The sequence below is a fragment of the Parendozoicomonas callyspongiae genome (assembly GCF_023502345.1).
In the GTDB taxonomy this organism is placed as follows: Bacteria; Pseudomonadota; Gammaproteobacteria; order Pseudomonadales; family Endozoicomonadaceae; genus Sansalvadorimonas; species Sansalvadorimonas callyspongiae.
Genome location: NZ_JAMFLX010000017.1, coordinates 1 through 25,976, shown reverse-complemented (window position 1 = coordinate 25,976; position 25,976 = coordinate 1). Strand labels below are relative to the sequence as shown.

At 46.7% G+C, this 25,976-nt stretch carries 28 protein-coding genes; 13 read left to right on the top strand and 15 right to left on the bottom strand.

Annotation, left to right across the window (positions count from 1 at the left end; all coding sequences use genetic code 11):
* The first annotated feature begins 43 nt into the window (after window positions 1-43).
* Complete coding sequence (locus tag M3P05_RS12970) at window positions 44-154, top strand: hypothetical protein (RefSeq protein ID WP_408635912.1); 111 nt, start codon at window positions 44-46, stop codon at window positions 152-154.
* Here the strand turns inward: M3P05_RS12970 and M3P05_RS12965 are convergent.
* The gene (locus tag M3P05_RS12965) at window positions 121-339 is read right to left on the bottom strand and encodes a hypothetical protein (RefSeq protein ID WP_249700131.1); all 219 of its coding nucleotides are present in this window, start codon (window positions 337-339) and stop codon (window positions 121-123) included. The genes M3P05_RS12970 and M3P05_RS12965 overlap by 34 nt on opposite strands.
* Before the next feature lie 100 nt (window positions 340-439).
* On the opposite strand from M3P05_RS12965, the gene M3P05_RS12960 reads away from it, so the two are divergent.
* A complete protein-coding gene (locus M3P05_RS12960) occupies window positions 440-1,552 on the top strand; it encodes a hypothetical protein (protein WP_249700130.1) in 1,113 nt (370 codons plus the stop codon).
* Here the strand turns inward: M3P05_RS12960 and M3P05_RS12955 are convergent.
* The 5 genes from M3P05_RS12955 to M3P05_RS12935 all read right to left on the bottom strand — a co-directional run bounded on the left by M3P05_RS12955 (window position 1,537) and on the right by M3P05_RS12935 (window position 6,336).
* Window positions 1,537-2,019, bottom strand: coding sequence for an SLC5/6 family protein (locus tag M3P05_RS12955; RefSeq protein WP_249700129.1), 483 nt, complete (start codon window positions 2,017-2,019; stop codon window positions 1,537-1,539). The genes M3P05_RS12960 and M3P05_RS12955 overlap by 16 nt on opposite strands.
* Window positions 2,020-2,125: 106 nt before the next feature.
* A complete protein-coding gene (locus M3P05_RS12950; RefSeq protein WP_249700128.1) occupies window positions 2,126-3,514 on the bottom strand; it encodes a tryptophanase in 1,389 nt (462 codons plus the stop codon).
* 661 nt (window positions 3,515-4,175) lie between these two features.
* Entirely contained in the window at window positions 4,176-4,361 is a 186-nt protein-coding gene (locus tag M3P05_RS12945; protein ID WP_249700127.1) for a hypothetical protein, read from the bottom strand.
* 16 nt (window positions 4,362-4,377) lie between these two features.
* Complete coding sequence (locus M3P05_RS12940) at window positions 4,378-5,556, bottom strand: MFS transporter (RefSeq protein ID WP_249700125.1); 1,179 nt, start codon at window positions 5,554-5,556, stop codon at window positions 4,378-4,380.
* Between the two features lie 3 nt (window positions 5,557-5,559).
* The gene (locus M3P05_RS12935; protein WP_249700124.1) at window positions 5,560-6,336 is read right to left on the bottom strand and encodes a DeoR/GlpR family DNA-binding transcription regulator; all 777 of its coding nucleotides are present in this window, start codon (window positions 6,334-6,336) and stop codon (window positions 5,560-5,562) included.
* A 208-nt stretch (window positions 6,337-6,544) separates the two neighbouring features.
* On the opposite strand from M3P05_RS12935, the gene M3P05_RS12930 reads away from it, so the two are divergent.
* On the top strand, window positions 6,545-7,462 hold the full coding sequence (locus M3P05_RS12930) for a LysR family transcriptional regulator (RefSeq protein WP_249700123.1): 918 nt from the start codon (window positions 6,545-6,547) through the stop codon (window positions 7,460-7,462).
* A gap of 70 nt (window positions 7,463-7,532) precedes the next feature.
* Here the strand turns inward: M3P05_RS12930 and xapA are convergent, their stop codons facing one another.
* Window positions 7,533-8,384, bottom strand: a complete 852-nt coding sequence (gene xapA, locus M3P05_RS12925) for a xanthosine phosphorylase (RefSeq protein ID WP_249700122.1) — start codon at window positions 8,382-8,384, stop codon at window positions 7,533-7,535.
* Between the two features lie 256 nt (window positions 8,385-8,640).
* Here xapA and M3P05_RS12920 point away from each other — a divergent pair, with 256 nt between their 5' ends.
* Window positions 8,641-9,393 (top strand): SDR family NAD(P)-dependent oxidoreductase, encoded by a 753-nt coding sequence (locus tag M3P05_RS12920; RefSeq protein ID WP_249700121.1) that lies wholly within the window; start codon window positions 8,641-8,643, stop codon window positions 9,391-9,393.
* Between the two features lie 30 nt (window positions 9,394-9,423).
* Here M3P05_RS12920 and M3P05_RS12915 read toward each other — a convergent pair whose 3' ends face one another.
* A complete protein-coding gene (locus M3P05_RS12915) occupies window positions 9,424-10,023 on the bottom strand; it encodes a hypothetical protein (RefSeq protein WP_249700120.1) in 600 nt (199 codons plus the stop codon).
* Between the two features lie 606 nt (window positions 10,024-10,629).
* Here M3P05_RS12915 and alaE point away from each other — a divergent pair.
* The gene (alaE, locus tag M3P05_RS12910) at window positions 10,630-11,061 is read left to right on the top strand and encodes an L-alanine exporter AlaE (protein WP_249700119.1); all 432 of its coding nucleotides are present in this window, start codon (window positions 10,630-10,632) and stop codon (window positions 11,059-11,061) included.
* A 63-nt stretch (window positions 11,062-11,124) separates the two neighbouring features.
* On the opposite strand, the gene M3P05_RS12905 is transcribed toward alaE, so the two are convergent.
* From M3P05_RS12905 to M3P05_RS12880, 6 genes are all read right to left on the bottom strand, one after another.
* The gene (locus M3P05_RS12905; RefSeq protein ID WP_249700118.1) at window positions 11,125-12,105 is read right to left on the bottom strand and encodes an NAD-dependent epimerase/dehydratase family protein; all 981 of its coding nucleotides are present in this window, start codon (window positions 12,103-12,105) and stop codon (window positions 11,125-11,127) included.
* Between the two features lie 83 nt (window positions 12,106-12,188).
* Window positions 12,189-12,437 carry a hypothetical protein gene (locus tag M3P05_RS12900; RefSeq protein ID WP_249700116.1) on the bottom strand — a complete coding sequence of 83 codons (249 nt, stop codon included), beginning with the start codon at window positions 12,435-12,437 and terminating at the stop codon, window positions 12,189-12,191.
* A gap of 58 nt (window positions 12,438-12,495) precedes the next feature.
* Complete coding sequence (gene fbpC / locus M3P05_RS12895) at window positions 12,496-13,605, bottom strand: ferric ABC transporter ATP-binding protein (RefSeq protein WP_249700115.1); 1,110 nt, start codon at window positions 13,603-13,605, stop codon at window positions 12,496-12,498.
* Window positions 13,602-15,707, bottom strand: a complete 2,106-nt coding sequence (locus M3P05_RS12890; protein WP_249700114.1) for an ABC transporter permease — start codon at window positions 15,705-15,707, stop codon at window positions 13,602-13,604. Before M3P05_RS12890 ends, fbpC begins: the two co-directional genes overlap by 4 nt.
* Before the next feature lie 85 nt (window positions 15,708-15,792).
* Window positions 15,793-16,824 (bottom strand): ABC transporter substrate-binding protein, encoded by a 1,032-nt coding sequence (locus M3P05_RS12885; RefSeq protein ID WP_249700112.1) that lies wholly within the window; start codon window positions 16,822-16,824, stop codon window positions 15,793-15,795.
* Window positions 16,825-17,186: 362 nt separating this feature from the next.
* Window positions 17,187-18,599: an FAD-binding protein gene (locus M3P05_RS12880; RefSeq protein WP_249700111.1), complete on the bottom strand. Its 1,413-nt coding sequence runs from the start codon at window positions 18,597-18,599 to the stop codon at window positions 17,187-17,189.
* A gap of 171 nt (window positions 18,600-18,770) precedes the next feature.
* On the opposite strand from M3P05_RS12880, the gene M3P05_RS12875 reads away from it, so the two are divergent.
* A complete protein-coding gene (locus M3P05_RS12875) occupies window positions 18,771-19,790 on the top strand; it encodes a tryptophan--tRNA ligase (protein ID WP_249700110.1) in 1,020 nt (339 codons plus the stop codon).
* A gap of 328 nt (window positions 19,791-20,118) precedes the next feature.
* Here the strand turns inward: M3P05_RS12875 and M3P05_RS12870 are convergent, their stop codons facing one another.
* On the bottom strand, window positions 20,119-20,607 hold the full coding sequence (locus M3P05_RS12870) for an arylamine N-acetyltransferase family protein (protein ID WP_249700109.1): 489 nt from the start codon (window positions 20,605-20,607) through the stop codon (window positions 20,119-20,121).
* Between the two features lie 102 nt (window positions 20,608-20,709).
* On the opposite strand from M3P05_RS12870, the gene mutM reads away from it, so the two are divergent.
* The 7 genes from mutM (at window position 20,710) to M3P05_RS12840 (ending at window position 25,924) form a co-directional block, all read left to right on the top strand.
* Window positions 20,710-21,525 carry a bifunctional DNA-formamidopyrimidine glycosylase/DNA-(apurinic or apyrimidinic site) lyase gene (gene mutM / locus M3P05_RS12865; RefSeq protein WP_249700108.1) on the top strand — a complete coding sequence of 272 codons (816 nt, stop codon included), beginning with the start codon at window positions 20,710-20,712 and terminating at the stop codon, window positions 21,523-21,525.
* Between the two features lie 118 nt (window positions 21,526-21,643).
* Window positions 21,644-21,850 (top strand): substrate-binding domain-containing protein, encoded by a 207-nt coding sequence (locus M3P05_RS12860; RefSeq protein WP_249700107.1) that lies wholly within the window; start codon window positions 21,644-21,646, stop codon window positions 21,848-21,850.
* Window positions 21,834-22,556, top strand: coding sequence for a LacI family DNA-binding transcriptional regulator (locus M3P05_RS12855; RefSeq protein ID WP_332842013.1), 723 nt, complete (start codon window positions 21,834-21,836; stop codon window positions 22,554-22,556). The genes M3P05_RS12860 and M3P05_RS12855 overlap by 17 nt, the downstream gene beginning before the upstream one ends.
* Window positions 22,534-22,866, top strand: a complete 333-nt coding sequence (locus M3P05_RS21020; RefSeq protein WP_283777798.1) for a substrate-binding domain-containing protein — start codon at window positions 22,534-22,536, stop codon at window positions 22,864-22,866. The genes M3P05_RS12855 and M3P05_RS21020 overlap by 23 nt, the downstream gene beginning before the upstream one ends.
* Window positions 22,867-22,945: 79 nt before the next feature.
* Window positions 22,946-23,284 (top strand): hypothetical protein, encoded by a 339-nt coding sequence (locus tag M3P05_RS12850; protein ID WP_249700106.1) that lies wholly within the window; start codon window positions 22,946-22,948, stop codon window positions 23,282-23,284.
* Between the two features lie 137 nt (window positions 23,285-23,421).
* Window positions 23,422-24,357, top strand: coding sequence for an N-acetylmuramoyl-L-alanine amidase (locus M3P05_RS12845; RefSeq protein WP_249700105.1), 936 nt, complete (start codon window positions 23,422-23,424; stop codon window positions 24,355-24,357).
* A gap of 172 nt (window positions 24,358-24,529) precedes the next feature.
* Window positions 24,530-25,924, top strand: coding sequence for a hypothetical protein (locus M3P05_RS12840; protein WP_249700103.1), 1,395 nt, complete (start codon window positions 24,530-24,532; stop codon window positions 25,922-25,924).
* Window positions 25,925-25,976: the final 52 nt, after the last annotated feature.

Here is a 25,976-nt window from a genome sequence, read left to right as displayed (position 1 = left end):
CGAACTGTTACGCCCTATATACGACGCCCTGCTTGCCTGTGTTTTGGAGAGCAGCGTTCTGGCCATTGACGAACCCCCGATCAAAGCAGGTCGTAAAGTAAAAGGCAAAATGCAGAAGGCTTACTTCTGGCCTGTGTCCAACCATTTGTGGTAGTTGCCCCAAAAGTTATGAAGCTTCTCCTGAAACCATGACTGTGTGACAAAATCCTCGGTAGTGATCATGCTGGCGACGAGCAGTCCGCAAAACGTCGGTACTGATCTTGAGGGTAGCGCTACAGTCAGAAAAGAGCTGTAATAGCCCAGCTTACCGAGGATGGTTTTCTGTTCTTGGGTGAGCATGGCGACTCCAAACATTATCGGATTCGGAACCGCCATCTTGCGCCTTTTTCTGGCAATTTTTGAAGTCTGCTTACTCTAAACTCTAGTTGGGAGTATTGATATGGGCTCGGAAAAAATGGGCTTTGGTATGCAAATCACTCTGACGGGGGCTTTGTGTGCATACCTAATCGGGGCTGGGTTTGCTACCGGCCAGGAAACGCTGCAGTACTATTCTTGCTGGGGTACTGTCTGGGCGCCAGTTGTCGTTGGCTTTATTACCTTCATTATGACCTATCTTGCCTATGTCGCTTATGCCTACGCAGGTCGCACCCGAGAACTTGAAGATGTCAGTGGCGTATTCAGGTTTTATGCGGGGCCAGAACTCGGTAAGGCATTCGCAGCATGCGCATGGGCTTTCAATGCCAGTGCTTATGTATTTATGGTCTCTGGGTTTGGTAACACACTCTCTCAGCAATGGGGGGCCCCCTTAGCTTATGGCAATCTGGCGGCTGTTATTATCTCTGTCTCTACTGCGATGCTGGGGTTGAATAAAATGATTGATGTCATTGGGAAAGTGGGGCCGTTGATCATTATTTTGACACTGATTATTGCTGTTATATCAGCGTTCAGGTTCTATCCGCTGGTTAGTGCGGGTAATACAGCTATCAATAACGCAGAGGTTAACCTCAGCAGGGCAGGCTCAAATGTGATTCTTTCAGGATTATCATATGGTGGGGATTGTCTGTTGCTGGTCTCAGCAATGGTTGGTCGTATGGGCTTCAGATTGCGGCAGTATGGTTTTAAATATACCCGAATTATTTTGTGTGTAGCAGCGGTTGCACTTCCATTCGTCAATATTGTCATGGCTTTTAATCACATCGGAAATATTCATGAATCCAGTAGTGCAGCCATACCGAATTTGACACTTGCAAATCATATTGTTGGCTCGATTAGTGGGGTATTTGCCATTTTTATCCTTCTTGCGATCTATACTACGCTGTGTCCGATTATCTGGACCTGCACGCATATGCTTGCCAAGGATGAAAAGAGTCTGAGCTATAAAATAATCTGTGTTGGTGCAGGAGCTGTTGTCTATTTCGTCACCTTGTTGTTTCCCTATCAGGCGCTGCTGAATTACATCATGACGTACTGTGGTTACAGCGGCGCGATAGTGGCTGCAATCGTCATCTTTCGTTTCTATGTGATAAAAGCAAAAGATCAATACAGGCGATAAAAAGGTCCTGCAATTTCACCAAAGTAGGCGCCGCTGTTTTCCGCTGCCAGCACCGCACCAGAGAAGGAACCAAAGGTGAATCGAAGAATCCAGCCAACTACCACGGCATAACCAATTGCTATGCCGAGGGAACCAATCACAGGAATCACGCCAAAGACATCACTTCCTTTTACACCTCTGCGTTCAAAGGCTTTCTTGAATGCACCCAGAGGGCCTGTTTTCATGGCACGTCCAAATGCCATTTCCCCCATCACGCCGAACAGGCCGATGACGATAATGAAAAAGAAGTAGGGAATCAGGAATGCAGCTCCCCCGAACTGCCCGAGACGATAGGGAAACAGCCAGATATTGGCCATGCCTACCGCGGAACAGATACAGGCCAGAATAAATCCGACCCTTGTATTGAAACTATCTCTCCCCGGCGCTGCAACATCACTGGCAGCGGTATGGCTTTGAACACTCTGCATGTTTTTTTCCGGAATATTAAGTACAACGTAACTCTTAATGGCTACTATTGTACTGTTGTAATAGTACAGAAATAAAGACCGGAGCGTTAAACTCCGGTCAGGTGGGTTATTTCACTGGCTTCAGCCTGGCAGTGAAGTGCCGCAATACGGGCGGCTCATACTCAAATTCAAGTCCCTTGATCTGCTCACGACGCTGATACACAGAGATCAGGCTGTCAGCGATGTAGTCCATATGATCATTGGTATATACACGACGCGGGATGGTCAAACGCAGCAGCTCAAGAGGAGAAGGCTTCTGCTCGCCGGTCTCAGGATCACGACCCAGCAGCAGGGAACCAATCTCAACGCCACGTACACCACTTTCCAGGTACAGCTCATTAGCAAGAGCGTGAGCCGGGAACTGGTCACCTGGGATATGAGGCAACATCAGCTTGGCATCCACAAATACCGCGTGACCACCGGTAGGATACTGAATGGGTACACCGCCCTGACGCAGGCGCTCACCCAGGTATTCCACCTGGCTGATACGGTAAGTCAGGAAGTCCTCATCAGTACCTTCCATCAGGCCAACAGCCAGAGCTTCCATATCCCGGCCAGCCAGACCGCCATAAGTCACAAACCCTTCCATAGGTACGCAGCGGGTACGCACTTCCTGGAACAGTTCTTCGTCGTCCTTGAAACAGCACAGTCCACCGATATTAACCATAGAATCTTTCTTGGCAGACATGGTCAGCATGTCGCCATAGCTGTACATCTCCATGATGATTTCGCGGATGCTCTTATCGGCGTAACCCTTCTCTCGTTGCTTGATAAACCAGGCGTTCTCGCAGAAACGGGCGGAGTCGATAACAACAGGAATGTTGTGTCCACGGGCAATAGCACTGACTTCACGGATATTGGCCATGGAGATTGGCTGACCACCGGAGCTGTTACAGGTTACGGTAACGATAACCGCAGCAACATTCTCAGGGCCATTATTGGCGATAGCCTGCTTCAGGCTATCAACATCAAAGTTACCCTTCCACTCGTGGTATGTGGTGGTGTCCAGAGCTTCCGGAGTCAGGGTGTTGATTGCCTTGGCACCATTCAGCTCAACGTGAGCTGCAGTAGTGTCAAAGTGATAGTTGGAAATAAAGACAGGGCTGCCACCCTGAACACGGTTGATCAGGCTTGGGAACAGAATCTGCTCAGCACCACGACCCTGGTGGACAGGAATGGTGTAGTTATAGTCGAACAGCTCCTTAACATTCTGCTCCAGATGGAAGAAGTTACGGCTTCCTGCGTAAGACTCATCACCCATCATCAAGCCGGCCCACTGGCGGTCACTCATGGCACCGGTGCCGGAGTCGGTCAGCAGATCGATATAAACGTCTTCACTCTTCAGCAGGAACGGGTTGTAGCCAGACCCCTCAAGAGCTTTCTGCCGATCTTCCATAGTGGTCATACGGATCGGTTCAACCATCTTGATGCGGAAAGGTTCTGGAATACGCTTCATTTTCAAAGGCCTGTTATCTTGAGAATTTTTCTAATCTGGTTCGATCAATTTTCAGCAGCCATAACTCACCCATTGGATGCTTGGTAAACAAGCTCCAATAGTTCGAAAGGCAAATGATTAGTCTTTTGTTAACAGCGGCCACAGCAAAACATGCTGCAATCAGCTGTTTAAGATAAGGACAAGAAATTAGAAACGTAGAAGCGAGGCAGACAACCGTTCATCCTGAGTATACCAGAAGGAACTCTTGTTGCCATCTGTGCATATGAATGAGAACACAATAACTCCCCATAGGTGAGTTCACATATTACGCGAGTAACGTACACCTATAGTTTTGTGTTCATATTGACATTAATCAAGCACGATCAATGTTTGCTTTTGTTTATATTTGGGAAGTACTTTCTTTGTATGTCTGGTAAAAAGAATGGAACTCCAGACATATCTCACGATTTCGTCACCAGTAGTACCAATCTGGATATATATGGAATATTCCTGTGCTTGTCTTTCAAGGGAAGGCCATAACCTACTATCAGGTCGTCATTTTCCATTTCATAAGCAAAATAATGATCTGCTGGTATCACTACTCGTCCGGGTTTTGCGAATAGCGTTGCAATTGAAACAGATAGAGGATCGTGCTCTCGCTTAATGAACTCAACAATCCTTTTTACTGTTCCACCTGATCAATGCCATCATCAACGAGTAGAACATGCCTACCCTGAATTGAAATATTCTGATGGTAAACAATGGCAGAGTTATTGGATCTATCATTGAGCATGCTGGCAACAGTACCTGTACCCTGCTCTATCTGGCTGGAAGAAAGAACAGTACCCCAAATTTGATAATCTTTCATTTCAGTTTTCTCCTGATCAACCAGCCGCTGTCGCACAACAGGTTCTTTCCCGTCTGAAGAAGGACGAGCTGAAAATAATGGCGATTCCGATGGCAACAAAGAGAGAAAATGCCGTTCTTAAAGAGAAATATTCTGCAATGAAACCAATAACTGGTGGCCCCAGTAACATGCCGCCATAACCGAAGCTGGCAACTCCCGCTATTGATGCACCAGCCCCGCCCCCATCTTCAAGAGCAGCCCCCTCCTGCGCCGCACGAGAAAACACCAGTGGCATAATAATGGCGAAACCCATACCCATAAATCCAAAGCCTAAATACGACATAAACAGTGTATCAGCCAGAATCAAAACCAGGCTCCCGATAAGTGCAAAGGCTCCACACAACTTAACGGTGCTGTCAGGCCCAAGTTTTCGGGTTATCCAGTCTCCATTCAGGCGCATCATCACCATTAAAATTGAGAACACGGTGTAACCAGCCGCCGCTGCACTTACAGATGCCTGAATCTCACTGGCAAGGAATACAGCACTCCAGTCTGCCATGGCTCCTTCCACCAAAGCTGACGAAAAGGCAATCAGTGCAACAATAAGAAGAGAACCTTTTGGTATACGGAACCCGACACTTTCCCGCTTGCTAACAGTTTTACTGGCCCAGGGAACGTTAGCGAACGATAGAATTGGAACCATCAAGATGGCAAAAATCACAAAGTGCTGAAGGGTGTTCAGTCCCATCCAGGCTGTCATCCCTCCAAATGCGGCACCACTTCCAGCCCCTACACTGAACATGGCATGGAAGAAAGACATAACAGGCTTATCAAGCGATGCCTCAACTTCCGTACCCCAGGTATTCATCGCAACATCCAGCCCGCCATGTGCCATACCAAACAGGAAAATAGCCAGAGAAAGAAACAGAAGATTTGGAGCCAGGGCAATAAGCGGCAGACTTATGCAATAAAGTATGGTGGCTATTCTGGAAACTCTGACAGCACCAAACCTGTCAGACAGAACCCCAGCAACCGGGAATGAAATAACAGCGCCTCCCGCAAGGAGAAGAAGATAAAGTCCCAGATCTTGTTCTGACAAGCCGAACTGCGTTTGCAGAGATGGAATTCTTGAAGCCCAGGCACCAAATAAAGCCCCATTCAGGATAAAGAGTGCAGAAACAGCTTTCTTTGGTGATTTAAGTTGTGACAAATCCATTGTTTATTCTTCTGCCTCGCCATTCACTTTGAGAACTGTCACGCCGGCTTCACGGATTGATGTAACAGTTTCGTCAGGGCCATTGGAAATAATGATGTCGATATCAGTAACAGGAGCGACTTTATGACGCGCACAGGCATTAAATTTCTGTACCGATGCCAGCACCAGGACTTTCTTTGAAGATAGAATCATCTGCCGCTTCACATCTGCTTCACTCAGGTCATCCGCTGACAGACCAAACCCAGCATCAATGCCACAGGCACCCAAAACACAAAGATCCGCTTTGATATCAGACAACGACTGAACAGTTTGAGCACCAGTTGCAATGCCTCCCTGGCCTTTCAGGTTTCCACCTATCAGCTGAGTTTCGATACCAGCTTTAAGCAGTTCTACAGCCACCAGCGGCGAAGGTGTGACAGCCAGGCCATTGAAGTTATTGGGCAAAAGAGAGGCGAACTCCACAACTGAAGTTCCTCCGTCAAAGAAAATCGTATGACACCCCGCAGTTACTTCAGCAATGGTTTCCCGCCCCGAAGAAAGCCACTGATCAGCTTCCTTTATTCTCACATTGATCGGCTTCGATGGCGGCAACAGCGGAACTGCACCTCCCTTCACCCGTTTAAGAAGCCCCTGCTGCTCAAGGGAAATAAAATCTCTGCGGATAGTATCGACAGATACACCAAACTCCTCGGCCACATCAGCAATAACCAACGGTGTTCCAATGTTGAGCTTGGCAGCAATTGCCGCCTGACGGGTATCAGGATTATTAAGGTCCAACATTGCAGTTACCCCTGAAGACTGAAATCCAATGAAAGCTGGTGACCTGGACAGGTCGAAGCGCATTATGCACTAATAGGCAAGATAATGCATTGAAATGCAAAACAATGCAAAAGGCACTCAAATGTACTGTCTGCCCTGAAGGAACTGGAAGCTTAATCAAAGTATTTCCGCAGAAAAGCTCCTACTATTTCTGCCTCTGGCATATGGAATGGATTCTAAGCAGACAATGACAAGCAACCTGATTTCCAGTGGCCGTCTTACATTGCGAATGTTGCGGTACTTTTATGCCGTCGCTGAAAACGAGCACTTTGGTCATGCGGCAGAAGAACTGAACATCTCCAAGTCTCCGCTCAGTACCAAGATCAAGGAGCTGGAAGATGCCCTTGAGACAACTCTTTTTATCAGGGATTCCAGAAATGTCAGGCTAACACCAACAGGTGAGCTACTGAAAAGTGAATGCCGGAAGATATTCGATGTTATGAATGCTTCGGTGAACAATGTTATCAGGGCCGAAAGAAATCAGAATAACACTCTGAATATCGGTATTGTCAGCTCCGCTTTCTGGACAAACTTCCTTTCTATGGTGAAGAACTTCAAGACCAATCAACCGGATTGCGAGCTTAAGTTCATAGAAATGTCTCCAGCAGAACAGAAGCTGGCATTAAAGGAAAATCGAATTGATATAGGAATATCGCGTTATGCTGATACCCATAACATCAGCCCGCTGTCATCAAAGAAAATTACTGAAGAAAAAATGTGTGTTGCCGTTTCGGATGAGCATTCTCTGAAAAACCGGAAGGTAGTTCGTCTTGATGAGATAAGAAATGAACAGATGGTAGCCATGAATAAGAACCAGTCTGACCAGACTGATCTGGTTATCAGTGCCTGCCTGGAAGCTGGTTTTCACCCAGATATTTACCATGAGGTCAAAGAGCCACACACAGCTCTGGCATTTGTTGTTTCAAACCAGTCAATCACAATCGTCCCCTCCTCATTCAAATTTCACAAGTGGAGTCATATTCGCTTTCTGGCTTTAAAAGAGTATATCCCGGCGGGGTTGTATGCCCTTTATGATCACAAGAGCAGTTCAGCTGTCGTACATAAATTTATCAAGGGAATTGCTTAAGCATGGAAACCCGCCTTGTAGCAGCAACCCCTTAAGCAAGTGAAGCTACAAAGCGGGTTTGCCCCCAACTTTACATCGAAGTTATCTGGAAGTGATTCTCCATAAATGACTGAATCAGCTTGATCAGCTTGGGCTGCGCCAGTTTGGCACATTCAAGAGTCTGATTATGTGAAAGCTCCGTTTCACCAAGCCCTTCGGCCATATTTGTGATTGCAGCAAGAGCAAAGGCAGGCAGGCCGCAATGAGCAGCAGTAATGATTTCAGGAACAATCGACATTCCCACAACGTCCCCACCCATTATCTGCATCATGCGAATTTCTGCCGCCGTCTCAAAATTTGGACCGGTGTAGGAAACATATACTCCGGTCTCTACTGCAATACCCTTCTGGCTGGCAACCTGTAGAACTTCTTCACGAAGCTGCCTGTCATAAGCATTGGCAAGGCTGAAAAAGCGCGGACCATATTCCTCATCATTTTTCCCGCACATCGGTGAATCAGGCATCGTGTTGATATGATCAGTCAGCGCAACCACCGAACCTACCTGGATACGATCCGGATTCAGGGAGCCGGCCGCACAGGTCGTCAGCATAAACTCACACCCGAGCAGCTTGAATGTGCGCACCGGAACAGTCATGACTCTCATGGTCTGGTGTTCATAAAAGTGGCCACGCCCCTTCATGCAGGCAACTTCAACACCATTTAATGAACCGATCACCAGTGTTCCGGAGTGCCCCTCGACGGTACTGACAGGAAAACCTGCAAGATCTTCATAGGGGATCTCAACCTTGTCCTTAAGCTGGTCAGCAATCACTCCAAGACCGGAGCCAAGAATAAAAGCCGCTTTAGGTTGAAAACCGGACTTATATTTAAGAATCGTCGCAACTGCGTTATTAGGAGCATCCATCTCTCTATCAACCTCCATGGTTGTAAGGTATCCACTGTGGCGGCCAATATATTGAAATGCTGGTTGTTAATGAATCACGATTACCCAACCGATCGTTCTGTTTTGCAAAACAATGGTGCATTGTTTACTGCTGCAGAAGACTTTGGTCAGGTAAGTTTTCTTTCAGTTGGTTGAAGAAGAAAATGAATGTCTGCAAAGCATCGACTGTTATGAAACTGCAGGGTATCCTGATATTTGTATTTGCAAAACACTCATAGGTATCCAGACAGAAATAATGAATAAAAAAGTTGTGTGGATAACAGGTGCCAGCCAGGGTATCGGCAAGGCATTAGCCTGGGCAATGGCCGAACAGGGTACACATGTTGTCGCCAGTGCCAGATCCAGAGAAAACCTTGAGCAACTGGCTCAGGAGTCCAGCAATCTGTCAGGTTGTATAGAACCTCTGCCTCTTGATGTGACCGACGCTCAGGCTTGTTCTCAGGCCATTATGCAGATCATGAATAAACATGGTCAGCTGGATCAGGCTGTTTTAAACGCCGGAACCTTTTTCCCCATGAAAGGTAACGAGTTTAGAGCTGAGACTGTTCGCAGACAGATGGATATCAACGTGATGGGAGTCTGCAACTGCCTGGAACCTGTTATTGAAGTTATGAAGAAACAGGGACGTGGGGTTATTGCCATTAATGCATCTCTATCTGGCTACCGGGGGCTGCCGAAGGCTGCAGCTTATGGTGCCAGCAAGGCTGCCCTTATCAATATGGCTGAATGCCTGAAGCTGGAACTGCACGGTAACGGCATTGATGTAAAAGTGATTAACCCCGGCTTTGTGAAAACCCCTCTTACCGATAAGAACAAATTTCCAATGCCTTTCCTGACACCGGCAGATAAGGCCGCTCAGGCCATTATCAAAGGCCTCTCACGCTCTGGGTTCGAAATACGCTTTCCCTTCATATTTGCAAGCTTGCTGCACTTGATGAAAATTCTGCCTTACTGTATGTATTTCTTCCTGATGGGAAGGGCCAATTAATGACTATGAGCATCTTCCGTGTAATGGATTCTACTCCTCGCTCTGCTGCAAGTACTTCTCATAAAAATAAACAGTAAATTCATGACCAAGGTGATCAATAAATAGATTAGTTATTTTATTAAGCAATAATTTTGGATTCAGGTATATGTGATCTTTGTTATCAACATTTAAATATTCTGGCAGATGTGCTTCACAAGTAAAACTATTAACACTCCCAGAGTAAAGACATGCATCTTCCCCCCCCATGAAAGCTAATAACTTCTTTGAGACAACTTCGTTAATATCATTTCTCATAAAAATATCTATTGTTGATTTAAAAAATAGAGTCAATCTTCTCTTTGCAAGATCTTCACCAAATTTCATGAATTTATACAGCTTAACCAAATCTCCAAAGTCTTTTTCGATGTACTTGTACTTGGATATACCCCATATCCAGCCATCAACACCTCCTTTCGTCATAAGGTGCTCCAGGAAAAAGTTGGCAACTGTATCTATCTCACTTGATGAAGCATCCACCTCGCTATAGTCCCCGAGAAAGACCTTGAGGCCCTCAATTTCCCGGACATCCTCTCCGTAACAATACGAAGCCATCAGCAGTGTCATGCACAGGCACGGAAATAACCTTTTCATACTCGATACATTCCTAGGTCAGCTAGTTGAAACGAACATTAATATCTATTGGGAGCTGATGATCTATAACATCACTGTTATAGGTAACAACCTGACACAGTGAGCATCTGCATGAGTAAACGCACCCTAAAAAATAATATTTTTAACTGTGGTCAATTTAATTTTGGCTATGATTTTTTAGCCCATCTTTAATAGAGCTCTTATTGACCAGAATCACAAAATCACTAACCCCACCCTATTTTCCAAAGAGATCATACTCACTTACAATACAGGCCTCTTTCACCCCCTCTTTTATGGTATTCCTGCCATGATGGAATCAAGAAACTGCCAGCAAATGTCTTTATCCAGCTTGCGGGCCATGATGGGCCTGTTCGGCGGCCGCTGCCTGTCAGTTTTCTACGGCAGAAACTGATTCTTCAGGCTTTCTTTTTAAACCAATGAAATTCCAACTAACTACAAATATGGTTAATTGCTTTTCATTACCTATTAAAAAGAAATAAATCCTGCATACGTAATTTTTACAAGGTAACTCTTTGCCTGTCCGGTATTACTTTTCACATTGTGAAGAGTAATGGTCGTTTGTCTGCTGTTTTTAAGCTGAAAACCATGAAACTGAATCGCAGCTGGATCGCTGATACTGTCGCCCTGATCTCCTTTACCGTTGTAACAGGGATGTTTATTGAAATTGCGATTGTCGGGATGACTTTGCGCCAGTCGATCATCTCCCGGCTTATGTGCCAGCCCCTCAATATCTCCCTGGGAAGGGTCTACGGACTTTATCGGGATAAGATCATCAACAAAATCTGTGGTGAGAAGAGAACATTTTTGAAAGAGACACTGGGAGATATCCTGTCTTACCTCTCTTTCCAGCTTCCTCTCTACATCGGGATTCTGATTGCTGTTGGTATGGATATGCAGGGAATTATCAAGGCTTCTGTAACCCAAACTCTGGCTCTGGTTATTCTGGGTGCACCCTACGGACGCTGGCTTGGCTTTGTTCGCTCCATGATTCTGAATAAGAACATGACACCGGCATGAGTCTCAGTGAGTTGGTCATGGAGCTTGTAGCAGAGTTCCATGACCTAATCGATACAGGCCCTTTTAGCTCCCCTGCTTTTGCAGCTCAATGGTTCGATTCAAACCATCCTGCAAACCGACATAACTTATCCCCAACTCTTTTGTAGCTTTCTGTCCATTGGGAATAGCCTGCCACTGCAGAAAAGTGAGTTCACCTTTAGCTATCAGCGGGCTCCTGTTGATAATTCCAGCAATAAACTCTCCTGCTCCGGCCAGGGCCTTTCCTACCCATACCGGCATCACCTTTGGAACCGCACGCTTGATTTTCAGCTGGCTGTGAATCTGCCCAACAAGTTCTGTCAGAGTGACGTATTGGTCGCTGACAATATAACGGCTCCCCGCTGGCATGCTCTCAGCAGCAACATGGGCTTCCCCAACATTTTCGCTATATACAACAGGGAAACCACCCGGCAGAAGAACAGGAATATCATTGTTCTTAACCTTGGTGATAATGGTATTCACACCCACGGAATGATGGATATCCGGCCCTGGGCCATAAACGGCAGAAGGATGAATAAAGACTGCATCCAAACCATCTTTAATCGCCTCAACAACACACTGGTCAGCTTTCTGCTTGCTGCGTTCGTAGAATGTTCCCTTTGGCTCTGAAGCAATAACAGACTCATCAAACTGCTGATGCGCCTCACCCTCAAACACATCAATCGTGCTGGTATACACAAGCTTTTTCACACCCAACTTTTTAGCTGCTGCCAGCACATTACAGGTTCCAGCTACATTGACCTGTTCGAAGATATCGGGATTTTTGAACCACTGTTCCGGCAGGCCAGCTGCATGATGGACAACATCACAGCCGGTCATGGCTTTTTCGATACTGGGAATATCGGTTATATCACCTTGGATAAATTCACATTCCTGTGGAAGGAGCTTTTTGGCTTTCTCAATATCTCTGACCAGCACTCGAACAGCACGATTCTGTTTAAGCAGGCTCTTTACGACATTGAAGCCTACGGTTCCTGTGGCTCCGGTGATTAGAGTGATCGACATGCTACAAGCTCATTTTTATTAGTTTTTGTGAGCCTAACAGCTAAGAGAAACCTTAGCGATGTCTATTTTTAGTCAGTAATGCTCTACTTAGTATTAGTCCAAAGTTTTTTGACATCTTTGATGGTTAATAGATTAAAAATAATCCCTACAAGCATCAGAACTCCACCAACAGCTTCTCCCGCCTCTTCACTAAGCTGATGAACAAAACCATAGCTCCCAACAGAAGTTAGCTGCCCATCGCCATATACCATAACACCGTATAAGAGCACACCAGTTCCAAATACAAGTGCGATTAAGCAATTAATAATAATTTTTATTCTATTGTTGTCCACATCTATTCCTGAAAATAAAAAGGCAATACCGGAGAAATCTCAGTATTGCCGAATGCCACTAGGCAACTTCTGCAGTTAGCTCTGGCTGCACCTTCTTAGAAGAAAGCACCACCGGATCAAGCAAAAACACTCCGACAGGATTCACAGACAAATAAGCCTGATCCTTAATATCCGTATCAAATTCCGTGGAGTTAATCTGCAGCAGCAGTTCATGCTCACCCCAGGTCACTGAGACTTCATACATAGCGCCCATATAGACGACTTTGTTGACCTTGCAGATATGCTCGGGCTGTCCTTCATGGCTCAGGGTAATCGCTTCTGGTCGTACACCTACCTGGTAATGACCGGATGCCTTGCTTTCAACCGTGCGCTGATTGGCTTTAACCTGTACCCCATTGATGGTGATGGTTTCGCCATCAAAGTGGCCATCAAAGATATTGGCATCGCCCATAAAGTTGGCCATAAACAGGGAGTCCGGCACCTGGTACAGTTCGGACGGAGCGCCCTGCTGCATAATATCGCCATCTTTCATAACTACGACCTTATCGGAAACCGCAAAGGCTTCAGCCTGGTCGTGAGTTACGTAAAGAGAGGTAATATTGAAGCGCTTCTGCAGGTCACGAATGGTTTCCCGCATACTGCGGCGCAGGTTGGCATCCAAGTTACTCAGTGGTTCATCAAACAGCAGCACCTTGGGTTTCAGAACCAGGGCACGGGCCAGTGCTACACGCTGCTGCTGACCACCGGAGATCTGATCCACAAAACGGTCACCCATTCCTTCCAGGTTGACCAGTTTCAGAGCATCATCCACTCGCTGACTGATCTCATCTGCCGGCAGTTTCAGGTTCTTCAAACCATAAGCCACATTGCCGTACAGAGACATGTGCGGGAACAGGGCGTAGGACTGGAACACCATGCAGATATCCCGGTGCTGTACGGAACGGTCTGTGACATCCTCACCATCGATGAAGATCTGTCCGCTGGTTGGCTTTTCCAGACCTGCAACCATCCGTAGAACTGTGGTTTTACCACAGCCGGATGGACCAAGCAGAGTTACCAGACTGCCCTTCTCGATTTCCAAATCCAGATCACCAATAACAGTGTTTTGACCAAATCGCTTGCAGATATTTTTCAGTACTACAAAGTTGTTTTTACTGTCTTTGCTCATATTTCTTTCGCCTTGGTACGGGCATTTCTGGCTTCACCAACAAGCCGGTCAAAAGTCAGGATGATGGCCATCATCACGAAAATCAGAATGGAGCCATAAGCAATGGCGATACCGTATTCTCCATCTTCCACCCGGTTCAGGATGTAGGCAGTTGCCACCCGGGTTTCCGGAGTCACCAGGAAGATAATTGCACTCACGGTGGTCATGGCGCGGACAAAGCTGTACACCAGGGAGGAGAGAATCGCGGGGCGCAGCAATGGTACCAGAACATGGATAATGGTGCCGAAGGAGCTGGCGCGAAGGCTGAGGGAAGCTTCATCCAGAGATTTATCCAGCTGCCCCAGTCCGGCAATACCGGAACGAATACCCACCGGCACATTTCGCATCACCATGGAGATCACCACGATTGCTGCAGTACCAGTCAGATAAATCGGCGCATCGTTAAAGGCCAGAATGTAAGACACACCTGCCACAGTGCCGGGAACGGCAAAGCAAAGCATGGTGGCGAACTCGATAACCTTCTTACCGTGGAACTGCTGGCGCACAACGATATAAGCAATCAACAGACCGAAGATGGCAGTAATTGGCGCAGCAATACCGGCGTAAGTCATGGTGGAAATCAGTGACGGCCAGGCACCCTCTGTCACACCCAGACCAAACAGGCGAATGTAGTTATCCAGCGTCAGGCTGTAATCCACGCCCCAGTTCACGGTAAAGCTACCGAACACAATGCTTCCGTACAGCAGCAGAGTGAAGGCCATCCAGAAATACAGGAATGCAGTTACACCAGTCCTCACAAAAGACGGCAGCGGCTGAACATCTCCACGATAAGCCTTACCGGATACAGTGACGTAGGAACGCTTACCAATCCACATATACTGGATCACAAAGATCGCCAGGGAGAAGATCAGCAGCACTGCACCCAGAGTGCTGGCAGAGGCGTAATCCAGCTGGGCACCAGCGATATAGAAGTAAATCTGGGTTGCCAGAACATCGAAGCTGCCGCCCAGAACCAGTGGGTTACTGAAGTCGGCCAGAGACTGCACAAACACAATCAGGAAAGAGTTTGCCAGTGCCGGTTTCAGCAGTGGCATCACCACTTTCATAAAGGTCTGGGAACGGTTAGCCCGCAGAGTGTAGGAAGCTTCTTCCAGAGACGGATGCAGTGACTTCATCGCGCCATCAAGAATCATGAAAGACATCGGCGTAAAGGCCAGCACCTGCGCCATCCAGATTCCCGGAAAACCATACAGCCAGTTGGTTTTGGTCAGGCCAAACAGATCAACCATCAACTCGGTGATATAACCGGAACGACCCAGCATCAAAGTCACACCCAGGCCAACCACAAATGGCGGAGTCACGATGGGCAGAATGGAAAAGATGCGGGCAATAAAGGCAGAGCGCTTGGCAATTCGTGTGGTGTAGATCGCAAACAGCAGGCCGAAGAAGGTGGCACTGGCACCAACGGTTGTTCCCAGCAGAATGGAGTTCTTGATTATCTGGATAATCTGCCTGCGGCCAAGAATATCGAGGAACTGCCAGGGGGCGAACTCTCCCATATCCCCTTCAAACATCGGCACGAAAATGGATGCACTGGGGAAAATAATAAAGGTCGAGATCAGGGTAACAATGGAGATCAGGGCACCGATAATAAAAATATCACCGCCCAGGAATTCAAGGCGGGAAAAGCCCAGCGTGGCAATGGCTCCCAATCCCAACAGCAGCAGAATGCAGCCGTAACCCAGACCGGTTCCCTGAACCCATGCGCTGATCACAATAAACAGTACGCAGAATCCGGCCCAGCCAATATCAAACCAGTGTCGTGATTTTGCATCCCGGCACTTTTTCCGAGCTGGGGCATGCAGCGGACGAAGAAACAGTAACAGCGGCAGGCCAAACCAGAGCCAGGAAACATTCTGGCTGCTCCACCCCATAGCCTCATAGAGCTCATCAGAAGTGGATTCCATCAGGCCATAGTCGAGAGCAAATACCGGGAACAGTACAAAGGCCCCGATCATTAACAGCAGCCAGTAAAAAACGGGATCGCGCGTTTGTGATAGCTGCGATATTCGCCCGTCAGCAGCGCTTGCAAGAGTAGTCATATAAACATCAGCTTTATTTCATAACGCAAACAGCCAGGCGGATGAAAATCCGTCTGGCTGTCCGAAAGACCAGTAATCAGAACGATTACTGCATCTTCACTTCATCAACCCACTTGCTGATCAGGCGCTTACGCACGTCAGCAGAACCATAGGTTTCCATGTCGTAGTTGATCAGGGAAAGCTTGGTTGGGTCCAGAGCGTAAGGAGACTGCTCGGCAGTGGTGTTAGTCAGGATCTGCAGGGACTGACCTTTCTTCCATGCGTTTTCCTGACCTTCTTTGGACAGTACGAAGTCTACGAACAGCTTGGCGTTATCCAGGTTACGGGCACCCTTGATGATACTTACGCCACCAATCTCATAACCGGTACCTTCGCAAGGGGAAATCAGCTCCAGAGGTGCACCCTTGGACTGCTCCAGGGAGTAGTCATGCAGGAAGCCGATACCGATAGCGATTTCGCCACGGGCAGAGTTACGGGAAGGAGTTACACCGGACTTGGTGTACTGGGAGATGTTCTTATCCAGCTTCTGGAAGTAATCGAATGCCTTCTCTTCACCCCACAGCTGCATGAAGGTAGCCAGTGCAGTGTACGCAGTACCGGAGCTCTGAGGGTCAGCAATCTGGATCTCTTCCTTGTACTCAGGCTTGGTCAGGTCAGACCAGCACTTAGGTACAGGCAGGCCCTTTTCGGCCAGGCGCTCAGTGTTCACACCAAAGCCCAGAATACCCATGTATACAGCAGAGGAGTAATTGCCCTTGCGCTTGGCAGGGTCCTGGAACTGGGTCAGGATTTCAGTCAGGTTGCCAGACTTGTAAGGAGTCAGCAGGTTCATCTCACCAGCCTGGGAATGGGGGTCCAGAGTACCGCCATACCAAACGTCAGCACGTGGGTTCTTCTTCTCAGCTTCGATCTTGGCCAGAGTGGAACCGGAACCGTTACGTACGAAAGAAGTCTTTACATCGTACTTTTCAGAGAAAGCCTTGGTCTGGGCTTCACAGGCAGCGTTAGTCGCGCTGCAGTATACGGTCAGACGGCCTTTAGCCATGGCTTGAGGAGCAATAACAGCTGAAGTCAACAGACAGGCAGCAGCCAGCCGGGTCAGAGGGTGACGCTTCATTCTTTTGAATTCCCTTGGTGTCGAGAAATGTGTGGGGCGTTTATCCGTAAACAGCAGAGCGCGAGATAGCCTGCTTTGAAAATCCAGAGAGAAGATCCAGATTAAGTCCTGATGACGTGGCTCCTAACTTCTTACGCCTTTTTCAATCTAATCAAATCAAGCACAAGCGAAAAAGAAACAACACTCACAATATTCATCTTTGTTATCGTGCAACTAATCGTAACTTGCTGTTTTGATTGGCATCAAAGGAAGGATTGTCGATTAATTGCCCAGGCGATTGATAATTATCTTAATTGTCAATCTTCAGGTAGCAATTGAATATCTTATGAACAACTATCGAAAAAAGAGTTCTAATTAATTCACTATTTCCGAGGTGCTCCGGTCATTCTCAATTGGAAGTTATGAAAGAATTTACTGTAGAAGGTATGGCTGGGATCGAACTCCCGCTTCAGTGCCAGCCACTCACCAACTCGTGGGTATGAGTCCATAACCCAGCCCGCATCTCTGGGCAGGTCAAATGCAAGGTCAGGCTTGCCGCCAGTTCCTCGGGCCAGCTTGTATAGTCGCTTTTTGAACAGCTCAAGGCTTGGCTGATCAACCCTTCGGTTTTCAATCATAAAGACAAAAACGATTGAGTCCTGAGTAATCAACTGCAACATGTTTGGTGAAATCTGCTCAGGTATAAACCTTGTCGTGATTTCATGGAACTTCAGACTTGGAAAGCTGGTCACCAGCTGGGGAATACTGTTGGAAAAGGTTTCATATCTCTGCAGCGGTATAGCCACACTTAATAACTGGCTGGATTGATTCAAACCTCCCCACTTATAAGAGAACCTGTGGTTATCCAAATACTCCCGTCGGGTTGTCTGATTTGCAGACAGGGGCAGGCGACCGCTTTGTTTTAAATCTTCTGCCCAGAATGGCAGTCCTTGTTCTGAAACCTTGTAATATTCCTGAACAGTCACAAAAACCCGGCCATATTCTATTTCGATGGTGCCGTAATGCTTATCAAGCTCTTCCACACCAACAACATTAGACATAAGGTGCTCGGCATAATCATCATTACTGAGCCTCAACCTGACAGATTGAATAGCCACATCGGGAACCAGCATTACCTTGGCATCCAGAATGACACCGAATGCGCCATAACCTCCAATAACCGCCTCAAAGCAGTTTTTGTTTCTCTGCCGGGAACACTCGATGACTTCTCCATCTGCCTTAAGCAATGTGAATGACTGAACCGACTCTATCACCGGACCAAAGTTCGGATCTCGCCCCATGGCATTGGCAGACAAGGTTCCGGCAATCGTGAAAACATTGAAGTCCTGCATAATGCTGGGAGCCAGACCGGGGCCAATGCTGTCGTTCGTTTTCAATACCTCAATCAAATCTTTCCAGGTCGCCTGAGCAGATATGGTGATATATCGCCCGTCCAGCTCATGTTTGATTGGCATGCTGTTCAGGGTGACCAGCACATACTCACCAGGCGTGGCATCCCTGTGACAGGCCACCTGCCCTGCCATGCTGTGACTGGAACCGGTGAGAATCAACTTCTTTCCTGACTGATTGGCGCTCTTAACCAGATCAATCAGCTGCCTTCGGGTTTCAGGCGAGTACTTTCTGATGTCCTGGCAGGTATTCAAACCACCAGCATCAGTATGAACTTCAACGGTTTCATAGAAGGAAAAATCTTCAAAGTTGGCTGCCTGTGCAGATCCATAACCCACCAGCCAGATGTAGACACTTAAAAAATAAACCCAAGCTCTGCTGTTCAATGTGCTGCCCTGCTCTTATTTAAGTGTCTTCCTGACACCTTTAATTTGTTATTCGAGTATTAATAAATAGTATAACCAGCAATATCCAGGAACATTGCACATTTGACTTGGGGGCTTTTGCATTACGGTCGTATAATGCTCGCTCGCAGCAATACCCAAGATTGAAAGATTATGAGCAAAATTAGAACACTTACCGGTATTACTACATCCGGTACCCCGCATTTGGGGAACTATGTCGGCGCAATTCGCCCGGCAATTGAGGCCAGCAAGGACGAAAACGTCCGCTCCTACTACTTTCTTGCCGACTATCACGCACTGATCAAGTGCTGGGACCCTGAGCGGGTTCACCAATCCACCCGGGAAATCGCTGCGACCTGGCTGGCTTTGGGCCTTGATACTGACAAGACGATTTTTTACCGTCAGTCTGATATTCCTGAAATTCCAGAACTGACCTGGATGCTTAACTGCGTCTGCGCCAAAGGTTTGATGAACCGAGCTCATGCTTACAAGGCTTCCGTTGATGCGAACGTAGCCAATGGTGCTGACCCGGATTTCGAAGTGACCATGGGTCTGTTCAGCTATCCGGTATTAATGGCTGCCGATATCCTGATGTTTAATGCCAACAAGGTTCCTGTTGGCCGTGACCAGATTCAGCATATCGAGATGGCGCGTGATATTGCTGGCCGCTTCAACCATATCTATAACAAAAAGCTGTTTACACTGCCTGAAGCAGTGGTAGCTGATGCTAATGATGGCAGTGCTGTATTGCAGGGTCTTGACGGTCGCAAGATGAGCAAGAGCTATGACAACACTATTCCGCTGTTCCTGACCGAAAAGCAGCTGAAGAAGCATATCAACAAGATCCTGACCAACCTGCTGGAACCAGGTGAACCTAAAGACCCTGATACCTCAGCGGTATTCCAGATCTGGAAGGCCTTTGCAACACCGGAGCAAACCGAAGAAATGCGCCGTGAGTTTGAAAACGGTATTGCCTGGGGTGAAGCCAAGAAGCGCCTGTTTGAACTGGTGAATACTGAAATTGCACCGGCTCGTGAGCGTTATAACGAAATTATGAATGACCCGGCTTACCTGGAAGCTGAGTTGCAAAAAGGTGCTGAAAAAGCTCGTGCTGAAGCGGCTCCATTCCTGGATAAAATCCGTAAAGCTGCTGGCATCAAGTGCTTTAAGTAATATTTCATTTCAATATTGCAGTGCCACTCCCAAAAGGTGTGGCATTTTTGTTTTTGATGCGGATAGCGTCAAAATGATCAGCTGACAGCAACTCTTCGCGCCCAGAAGAACCCCATTACTGACTTTTCAGCCACGACCATTGATGGCTGGAAGAAAACTGATGGTACTCATATATGGAGTTTATGGGACACACCGGCAGCAGCGATACTTGTTAACCCAGAGATTGTTGAGTTTGATTCAGCCAGACTCGGCATTGATATTTCCCAAGACTCAGAAACAGAAGGTGCTCTTAGCATCGATTCCAGCAATAGCAGGCATATACGCTTCGCTAATTACGCCAACAGGGAGTTGTTTGAATCACTGTTTGTAAAAGACACATATCACCCAGTGGTTCACTCTGTTCAATACCTGACATCAAAGGCATTGGCATTTCAAAAACCTCACCATGCCCGACATCTGCCAGCCACCAGTTATCTCCGGCTTTAAACTTTAGAACAAGGTGCTCATACTCAGGCCCCGGGTTTCCGTCAGAGTAAAAAGAGAGAAGGCGTGCAGAAAGAAGTTGAACCTCAAAACCAATCTGCCGCAAAAGCCAGGCAAAGAGACTGTTTAACTCATAGCAGTAACCACCTCTTCCGTTTACAACGATCTTTCCATCATCAGTGTCCAGAGAGACTTTCCTGCCCAGGCGAATTTCAATATTTTCGTAAGGAATCGTATGAAGGTGGGCACGATGGAGCTGCTGAAAGGTCTCAAGGGTATCTTCAACTCTTCCATGGAAACCAATGCGATCCAGATATTTCTCAACAGTCTTCACCGGCAGCCCCTCTCAGAAGAAGTGAATCAATGTAGACCAATAACCGACAGGAGAAAGATTGTCTGGTAGGGTTGTCTTGCTCAGAGATCAGTAAATAGAACAATGCCTGAACTACCAGAAGTTGAAACAACCCGTCGTGGTATTTCACCACATATCAAAAACCAGAAAATCGCTGATGTTATTGTTCGTCAGCCAAAGCTGCGCTGGCCGGTCAGAGACGATCTGCCACAACTTCTGAAAGATAAGGAACTGCTGGATGTAACCCGGCGGGCAAAGTACCTGTTGCTGACATTTCCCAACGGCACATTGATCGGTCATCTGGGTATGTCCGGGTCCATGAGAATTCTTCCGGCTTCAACACCCGCAGAAAAACACGACCATGTGGATATTGTTTTCGCTAACGGCAAGCTGCTGCGTTTGACTGACCCAAGACGGTTTGGAGCTCTTCTATGGGCTGAAGGAGATCCTAATAATCACAAGGTTCTGGCTGAACTTGGCCCTGAGCCATTATCCGAAGAGTTTTCCGGTGATCGACTTTACCAGCGTTCGCGTAGTCGCAGACAGGCTGTGAAAACTTTCATTATGGATAATCACAATGTGGTGGGGGTTGGGAATATCTATGCCAGCGAAGCGCTGTTTATGGCTGGCATAAGACCAGACATTCACTGTGGCAAAATCTCACGTCAGCGATACGACAAGCTGGCACAAGCTATCAAAAAGGTTCTTGAAAGAGCGATTACAGTTGGGGGAACAACACTGAAGGATTTTGTGGGGGGAGACGGTAAACCAGGATACTTCGCAATTGAACTGACCATGTATGGCCGTTCCGGTGAACCCTGCAAAACATGTGGAACAACGATAAAAGAGATCAAGCTCAGTAACCGGGCTTCCTGCTACTGCCCTGAATGCCAGAAGTGAAGAGGCTCAAACATCAAATTGCCTTTTAAAATTGCTTCTTCATCGTTGATGCCCGCATGCGCGAAGCCACTGTTATTCTCAGGCCAAAAGGAATTCCCCGGAGTCCAGGCCCTCGACGATGCTCATCTTAACATCTACCCTGACCATTCTCGACTCCCAGAACGACTCTGCCCGTGAAATGACCAACGTTGAAGACCTGACCGTTAAAGGCGTCAGCGCTATCCTGATCAACCCTGCAGACTCCGATGCAGCCGGTAATTCTGTTCGCGCAGCCAACCGTGCTGAAATCCCTGTAATCACTCTGGACCGTGGCGAAGCTGACTGATGTCTCTATCTCCACAGTTTCCCATGTAATTAACGGCACCCGCTTTGTCAGCCATGCAGCGACAGAGAGAGTACATGCCACTATTAAGCAGCTCGGCTATAAGCCCAGTGCTGTAGCCCGCAGCCTGAAGACCAATCGCACCCGCACCATAGGTATGCTGACGTCCTCCAATACCAACCCGTTCTTTGCGGAGGTTATTCATGGCGTTGAAGCGACCTGTAACGAGCGGGGCTACCATCTGATTCTTAGCAACTCCGGTGACGATACCGAAAAGAAAATTGAAAACCTGAAAACCCTGGAAGAAAAGCGGGTTGATGGTCTGTTAATCATGACAGCCCACAGTGAACCTGAGTTTTTCCAGTTGCTGCAGGACTGCAGTGAAAGCCCGATGGTCATCCTGGATTGCCAGTCCCCCGGCATAAAAGCCGACATCATTATGGAAGATCCTGAAGCCGGTGGTTATGAAGCCACCCGTTACCTGATTGATCAGGGTTTTGCCGATATTGCCTGCATTAGTGGCCCACAGCACCTTTCTCCCAGTAATGGCCGTTTTGCCGGCTATCATCGCGCCATGAAAGAGGCAGGCCTGAGAGTAACCCCTTCCTGGGTGATTCAGGGTGAACTGAATGCTGAAAGTGGATACCAGGCCACCAAACAGCTCATGAAGGGCGTTAAAGAAGGCAATGGAGAGATGCCTAGCCGGTAATGACCTGATGGCTATGGGTGCGATCTGCGCCATTCAGAGCCTCAGGCATAAGGTTTCGGAAGATATTTCCGTTATCGGATACGATGATATCGAGCTGGCTTCCTACACATCTCCACCTTTGACCACAATGCACCAGCCCAAGGCCCGTCTCGGCCAGCTGGCCGCTGAAACCCTGCTGAACCGTATTGAGAATCCATCAATTGCCCCGGCTATCAGAACACTGAAATCCAGTCTGGTAGAGCGCAAATCGGTGAAGGCTAAAAGCAGGGCTGATCAACCTCTGGAACCCCTGCTGCAAACAGCTTCCTGAGCGGAGAACTCAAGCAAGTCTGATATGAGCTGATATATTTGTTGAAGGTACTCTAAGAATGCAGGGAGGCAGAATAGAGATGATTACCGGAAACAACACCGGACATAACAAGCTCCGCTCATTAGCGCTGGCCCTCGCTACCGCAGCCACTTTATCCATTACCCCGGCCTGGGGATCTGACTCTCAGGTCAGAAAGGAAAACCCCAGCCTGTTTGCCATGACGGGTGATCTGGTACTGGCCAGACCGCTGATGCTTGCAACCACTCTCGTCGGTACAGCGGTATTTGTGGTCAGCTCTCCATTCTCCATTTTCGGAGGCAATGTGAAGCAGTCAGCCGAGACTCTGGTTTACGACCCATTCAAAGCAACTTTTGTGCGTTGCCTGGGATGTTCGGCTCATACTGACGAAGGCTTCTGATTTCTTTCCTCTGAATGGTGCAGCTCTACCTGAATAATTGCTGCATCAGACACTTCCCACATCCCTCATATTCTTTTTCAGCAATCTATTCTGATAAGCTGAGTATCAATAAGAAAAATGTTCTCAGGGAGAAGAACGTGTTTTTTCGTTCCATGAAAAGAATAACTATTAAACACTTTCTGGTAGCTGGGCTAATCACTTTTCTTACCGGCTGTTCATCCCTGCCAATTCAGTACACCCCAAGTCAGAACTACAACAACAGAGTTCGTTATCTTGTTCTCCATTTCACGGGTGGAAACTTCGAAAAGTCAATGAACTATCTGGTAAAAGGAAAACGCAGCGTCAGTTCTCATTACCTGATTCCGGAAAATCATGATGAAACCTACGATAAGAAGCTAAAGATATTCCAGCTGGTCGATGAGTCTTTCCGCGCCTGGCATGCCGGTATAAGTTACTGGGATGGCCAGGAAAATCTGAATGATCTGTCCATAGGCATTGAGCTGGTGAATGTTCCGGACTGCCACCAAAGCCCGGAGGAGTTGTTTTCACGAGACTATGCCTCCAGGCTCGATTACTCAAACCACTACTGTTTCTACCCTGATTTTGATCCGGAACAGATCAGTTTGTTAATTGCCCTGATTAAAAAGATCCAAAAAAAATATCCGGAGATCACTGCCAAAAATATTATTGGTCATTCAGATATTGCACCATCACGCAAACTGGACCCTGGCCCCCGCTTTCCCTGGTATCACCTGTACAAGGAAGGTATTGGTGCCTGGTATGACAATGAGACAGTTACCCGCTACTGGCATAACTTTGCAGAAAACCCGCCTTCTGTGGAGTTAATTCAGATTGCACTGAGTGAATACGGATACCGGGTTAAACAGACCGGCGAAATGGATGAGCAGACAACAGATGTTATCGTTGCCTTTCAGACTCACTTCCTCCCCTGGCAGATAGATGGTGAGCCAGACATTATGACCGCGGCCACACTATTTGCCCTGCTGGAGAAATATCACCCCCTCAGGGCAAAACAGTTACTTACTCTGTATGACAGAGACCAGCTTCCTTAAAGGACGTTTTTAAGGGCCTTCGGCCCCAATTTTTTGGAATATACCTATACCAATAATTGCTACATCATTTGCGCGCAATCTATCCTTATTCGTTAGGCATCCTTACACACCTGTTATCAATAAGTTTGAACGAATAAAGGTTACAACCAACTAAGGAGTAAGGAGTAAGGATATGCAACCATTTTCAAGATCAGCCCAACCTCTAGATGAATATCTCCAACCCTATTCTGAAATAGGATTGGACAGTCCATCAAGAAATAGGAGCAATGAACAAAAACATCTTCCTAATGCGCCACAGAAAATAGAGCATGAATCTTATCAAAAGAAATTAAAATCAAGATGCACTTCTTCGGTTTCCACCAAAAAAGACAATAGTTACTACGCTGGCATAGCAAAAGCTCTAATTTCTAAATTTGATCCTGTTTTTTTTGATTCCATTGATGAAGAATCTTGGAAAAATATGGCAGATAGCCTGATGTTTTCAGGTGTTGACTCCTTAGATAAAGCGATTGCTATGGATTTGAGATTATGCCCACCCTGCCCAGTATTTCACACATGGGTTGGATTGTATGGTACAACTATATTTAATGGCTCTAATAATCCAAAAAAACTCGCAGGAATTAATTATGTTGAAAGAATATTGGGAGAAGCAACTGACCTTAGCAAGCATGATATCCCACTACTCATAGTGTTTTCAGAGATGAACCTAACAAAGAATCAAATTGATGAGATGAAGGCTGAATTTGAGATTCATAACAACATTTTACTTGTTAGTTTCGAAACTGAATTGCAACTTAAATTCATCGTCGAATTAGAGAAACATGCTAAATCTATGTGCGTTGAGTTTATGGATTCTATAAGAGTTGTTGTATCTCAAAGTATTAGTAAGGTTATAACTTTTTGTATAGAGAAAGCAATTTCTGAAAGAAAAATGAAATTAGCTAAGCGCTTAGAAAAATGCGGTGTTAATTATTTATTTTATTCAGACATTGATAATCAGTGGTTATCTAAGCCACCTTATATATTAGCCCGTCACGGTATTTTTACTCAGCCCAAGCTTTCAATAACACTACCACTTATCTCTATAGATGGTGACGTTGTAGAAAAACTATCCGACATCGATAAACATCGTTTAATGAAACATAGATCTTTTTTCTCTGAAATCCCTTACTTCGATAAAAGTAAATCATGGAAATGGTCTACAGAAAAGGCCAAAAAGCTTTTTGATTATATTTTAAGTGGTGAGGCAGAATGTAATTTCAAATACCTTTCAGAACAGTTAGCACATATTTCACCTCACTACAATTATTTATTGAAACCTGATGAAGGAGTTTATTGGGAAGGTGAAAATAGTTGTTTTTTTGTGTCAGAGCATTCTAAAGATGTTTTTTTGAGAGGAGCTTTAAAGAGACCTTGGCTTATAGACCTTCATCAAAAGCCAAAGAGTGAATCTCTTGATGATGCTTATAATCCAGACCGATATTACAAAGAAGCACATAGCCTCGTTGGAATGCAATTACTCAAGTATTATTATCATGGACATGATTTCACGTGGTTCTTTAAGTAGAAGATGCATAACGAATCTGTAGAAAAACCATCTTAAAAACAGCCGTTCCAGC

Coding starts and splice junctions, on each gene's coding strand:
- M3P05_RS12965 (WP_249700131.1), bottom strand. CDS start 339: ATGCTCACCCAAGAACAGAAAACCATCCTCGGTAAGCTGGGCTATTAC.
- M3P05_RS12960 (WP_249700130.1), top strand. CDS start 440: ATGGGCTCGGAAAAAATGGGCTTTGGTATGCAAATCACTCTGACGGGG.
- M3P05_RS12955 (WP_249700129.1), bottom strand. CDS start 2,019: ATGCAGAGTGTTCAAAGCCATACCGCTGCCAGTGATGTTGCAGCGCCG.
- M3P05_RS12950 (WP_249700128.1), bottom strand. CDS start 3,514: ATGAAGCGTATTCCAGAACCTTTCCGCATCAAGATGGTTGAACCGATC.
- M3P05_RS12945 (WP_249700127.1), bottom strand. CDS start 4,361: ATGAAAGATTATCAAATTTGGGGTACTGTTCTTTCTTCCAGCCAGATA.
- M3P05_RS12940 (WP_249700125.1), bottom strand. CDS start 5,556: ATGGATTTGTCACAACTTAAATCACCAAAGAAAGCTGTTTCTGCACTC.
- M3P05_RS12935 (WP_249700124.1), bottom strand. CDS start 6,336: ATGTTGGACCTTAATAATCCTGATACCCGTCAGGCGGCAATTGCTGCC.
- M3P05_RS12930 (WP_249700123.1), top strand. CDS start 6,545: ATGGATTCTAAGCAGACAATGACAAGCAACCTGATTTCCAGTGGCCGT.
- xapA (WP_249700122.1), bottom strand. CDS start 8,384: ATGGAGGTTGATAGAGAGATGGATGCTCCTAATAACGCAGTTGCGACG.
- M3P05_RS12920 (WP_249700121.1), top strand. CDS start 8,641: ATGAATAAAAAAGTTGTGTGGATAACAGGTGCCAGCCAGGGTATCGGC.
- M3P05_RS12915 (WP_249700120.1), bottom strand. CDS start 10,023: ATGAAAAGGTTATTTCCGTGCCTGTGCATGACACTGCTGATGGCTTCG.
- alaE (WP_249700119.1), top strand. CDS start 10,630: ATGAAACTGAATCGCAGCTGGATCGCTGATACTGTCGCCCTGATCTCC.
- M3P05_RS12905 (WP_249700118.1), bottom strand. CDS start 12,105: ATGTCGATCACTCTAATCACCGGAGCCACAGGAACCGTAGGCTTCAAT.
- fbpC (WP_249700115.1), bottom strand. CDS start 13,605: ATGAGCAAAGACAGTAAAAACAACTTTGTAGTACTGAAAAATATCTGC.
- M3P05_RS12890 (WP_249700114.1), bottom strand. CDS start 15,707: ATGACTACTCTTGCAAGCGCTGCTGACGGGCGAATATCGCAGCTATCA.
- M3P05_RS12885 (WP_249700112.1), bottom strand. CDS start 16,824: ATGAAGCGTCACCCTCTGACCCGGCTGGCTGCTGCCTGTCTGTTGACT.
- M3P05_RS12875 (WP_249700110.1), top strand. CDS start 18,771: ATGAGCAAAATTAGAACACTTACCGGTATTACTACATCCGGTACCCCG.
- mutM (WP_249700108.1), top strand. CDS start 20,710: ATGCCTGAACTACCAGAAGTTGAAACAACCCGTCGTGGTATTTCACCA.
- M3P05_RS12860 (WP_249700107.1), top strand. CDS start 21,644: ATGCTCATCTTAACATCTACCCTGACCATTCTCGACTCCCAGAACGAC.
- M3P05_RS21020 (WP_283777798.1), top strand. CDS start 22,534: ATGGAGAGATGCCTAGCCGGTAATGACCTGATGGCTATGGGTGCGATC.
- M3P05_RS12850 (WP_249700106.1), top strand. CDS start 22,946: ATGATTACCGGAAACAACACCGGACATAACAAGCTCCGCTCATTAGCG.
- M3P05_RS12840 (WP_249700103.1), top strand. CDS start 24,530: ATGCAACCATTTTCAAGATCAGCCCAACCTCTAGATGAATATCTCCAA.